Origin of the sequence: Bacteroides sp. (genome assembly GCF_029057325.1) — a bacterium.
Lineage (GTDB): Bacteria > Bacteroidota > Bacteroidia > Bacteroidales > Bacteroidaceae > Bacteroides.
This window is the reverse complement of the sequence record NZ_JAICZW010000110.1, coordinates 1-2,889: the sequence shown is the minus strand read 5'-3', so window position 1 is coordinate 2,889 and position 2,889 is coordinate 1. Positions and strand designations below refer to the sequence as shown.

Genomic DNA, 2,889 nt, shown 5'->3' with positions numbered 1-2,889 from the left:
AGGACCGAAGAATGTCCGAAGAACGTCCGAAGAAACACCGAAGGAAGTACGGAGCGGGTAAGGGCCGGACAAGAGGCCGGCAGAAAGAATAGAAAGTGGCGGAACTTTGGAAAGTGAAATATTCTATGTAAATAATTGTGATTTTAGACTCATGCTTCTTGCACTGAGAGAAGTTATCAGCCGACAAGTCGGCTTAAGAGTCGGAAGGAGATATCGCTGCTTCAACCTATAGGTGCATGCCGTTGTCATGGACCTCATGGAATATTGGCCTATAATGACAAATTTGTGTGCGTAGAAAGGGATAAATGTGCGCTTGTTTTTTGAGTTCGTTCACCTTTTAATTTTATTTTTATATAAAATAAATGCGATTATTGTTGATTTGAAGAGCATTGGGACTTCTGGCGTCCGGAGGGTGACCCGTTGGGAGCCAACCTGAACGCTTACTATCCGAAGGTGAACTTCAGTGGTGGAAGAAATACTCATACCCAGACGCGCTATTTGCAGAACGGTGCATACTTGCGTATGAAGAATATTCAGCTGGGATATACCTTCCCGCAGAGGTGGATGAGCAAGGCAGGCATATCCTCTCTTCGCCTGTATGTATCTGCCGACAACCTGCTTACCTTTACCGGCTTGTCTGATATCTTTGACCCTGAAGCAACGGGTGACTTGGCAGGAACAGGTTCCGGTAAATTGTATCCTTTGCAGAGAGTTGTGTCAATTGGTGTAAATGTTAACTTTTAAAGAAGAATTATTATGAGACTCAAAAATATATTAGTGCAGGCTTGTGCCATTGTTGGAGGAACATGGATGTTCGCTTCGTGCACGGATTTCTTGGACAGGGAACCGTTGTCATCGGTAACTCCCGGTGCCTATTTTACGACAACCGACCATTTTGCCGCCTATTCCATCAGCCAGTATAATGGCTTGTTTTCCACACACGCCGGATATAGCATGGGAATCGGTTCGGGTGACGGTTCTACGGATAATGCTGTTTCCGGAGGCTATAGCAGTGCCTATTACGAGCCGGGCTACTGGAAGGTGCCTAATAGTGGCGGTGGCTGGAGTTTCAGCTTTATCCGCTATTGCAACTATTTCTTTGAAACTGCTTTGCCGAAGTTTGAGGCAGGAGAAGTGTCGGGCAATCCTACGGAAATAAAGCACTATATCGGTGAGATGTATTTCATACGTGCCAAGGTCTATTTCAATTACCTGCGTACATTCGGTGACTATCCCATTATTACGGAAGTCCTTCCCGATGACAAAGCGGTGATGATGGAAAAAGCGGTGCGCCAACCGCGTAACAAAGTGGCACGCTTCATCTTGGAAGATCTGGATAAGGCAATTGGCATGTTGCAGGATTGGGGCTTTGCCGGAAATAACCGTATCAACAAACAGACTGCCCTGTTGTTCAAGTCACGGGTGGCTCTGTACGAAGGAACTTTTGAGAAATATCACAAGGGAACAGGACGTGTCCCGGGTGACGAAACATGGCCGGGAAAACGGGTTCATTCCTTATTTTGAGTTGTTCGCTTCCACAGACCTGAGTGCCAATAAAGAGGTGTTGATGTGGCGAGAATATCAGAAGACCGGTTCTTATACCATCGCGCACGGCGCACCGGCGTGGGTACAGTCCGGCAGCAATCATGGATTGTTGAAGAGCTACATGGAGAGTTTCCTGATGGCGGATGGCATGCCTTGGTATGCTGCTACCGGTGTGGCACCTTACATGGGTGATGAGACACTGGACAATGTAAAGGCAAACCGCGACGGCCGTCTGCAACTTTTCGTGTTTGGTGAAAGCAATTTCTTGCCTAACCATTCCCAGCAGACCGCCGGTACCGAACAATACTTTCTTCCTCATCCGGTATCCAATCGCCAGGAAATGCAGGACCGCACCGGTTATCGCTTGCGTAAGTACGCCTGCTTCGACCCGGCTCAAAACGTGTGGGGAAAGGCAGAATCTACTACCGGTTGTATTGTGTTCCGGGGTGTAGAGGCTTACTTGAACTATATGGAGGCTTCCTATTTGTATAGCGGAAACATCGACTCCAAAGCTGCCAAGTATTGGAAGGCTATCCGTGAACGTGCCGGTGTGGATACTGATTTTAACAAGACTATCAGCGCTACCGACATGAACCGGGAAACCGATTGGGGCAAGATGTCCGGCGGACAGCAGGTAGATGCTACGTTGTTGAATATCCGCCGCGAACGCCGTTGTGAGTTTATCGGTGAGGACATGCGTTGGGATGACTTGGTGCGTTGGCGCTCATTCGATCACATGCTTACAACAAAATGGATTCCGGAAGGATGCAATTTCTGGACTAAAATGTACGAATATTGCAACTATGATGAGAATAGAGCGGAGATTGATTATAGCTATACCGGAGTGGAAGGTGCCAATATCTCAGCACCCGAGTATGTGTATTTGCGTCCTTATTCCATCATGAAAGATAATAATCCGGTATATGATGGATATTCTTGGGCAAAAGCTTACTATTTGTCACCTGTGCCCATTCGTGAAATGGAGTTACTTTCTCCGGACGAGAGTGTAAACACTTCAGTGCTTTATCAGAATCCGTATTGGCCTGAAACCATTAACGGAACGGCCATTGAATGATATAAAAATGTTAAGACCGAGTGGGTTTTAACATAGCTGTGACGGCAAGGGAGCTCGTGAGAGTTCCCTTGTTTTTTTAGTACGCCCAGCATGGGCGTGCGCTATAGGGACAAATTCCGAACGGGCCTTGATAGTGGGGATCGTATTCAATAGCAAGGGGGAACATTGTAAGTTGGAATCTCTCTCTGAACTGCGGCATGATGCGCTGATAGACCCTGAATCCGCCCCTTTTTTCGCTATTTTCATCCCCCAAATCGGTTTCCGCGTTA

General features: G+C 47.2%; 1 protein-coding gene and 2 pseudogenes. 2 read left to right on the top strand and 1 reads right to left on the bottom strand.

Annotated features, from left to right (window positions below):
- Positions 1 to 384 precede the first annotated feature (384 nt).
- Both K2G43_RS06975 and K2G43_RS06970 read left to right on the top strand, forming a co-directional pair.
- Positions 385 to 744, top strand: a pseudogene (locus K2G43_RS06975) (SusC/RagA family protein); the annotation flags it as partial.
- A 6-nt stretch (positions 745 to 750) separates the two neighbouring features.
- A pseudogene (locus K2G43_RS06970) lies at positions 751 to 2,620 on the top strand (RagB/SusD family nutrient uptake outer membrane protein).
- A gap of 76 nt (positions 2,621 to 2,696) precedes the next feature.
- Here the strand turns inward: K2G43_RS06970 and K2G43_RS06965 are convergent.
- On the bottom strand, positions 2,697 to 2,889 hold a 193-nt coding region (locus K2G43_RS06965; RefSeq protein ID WP_300153742.1), incomplete at its 5' end, for a hypothetical protein.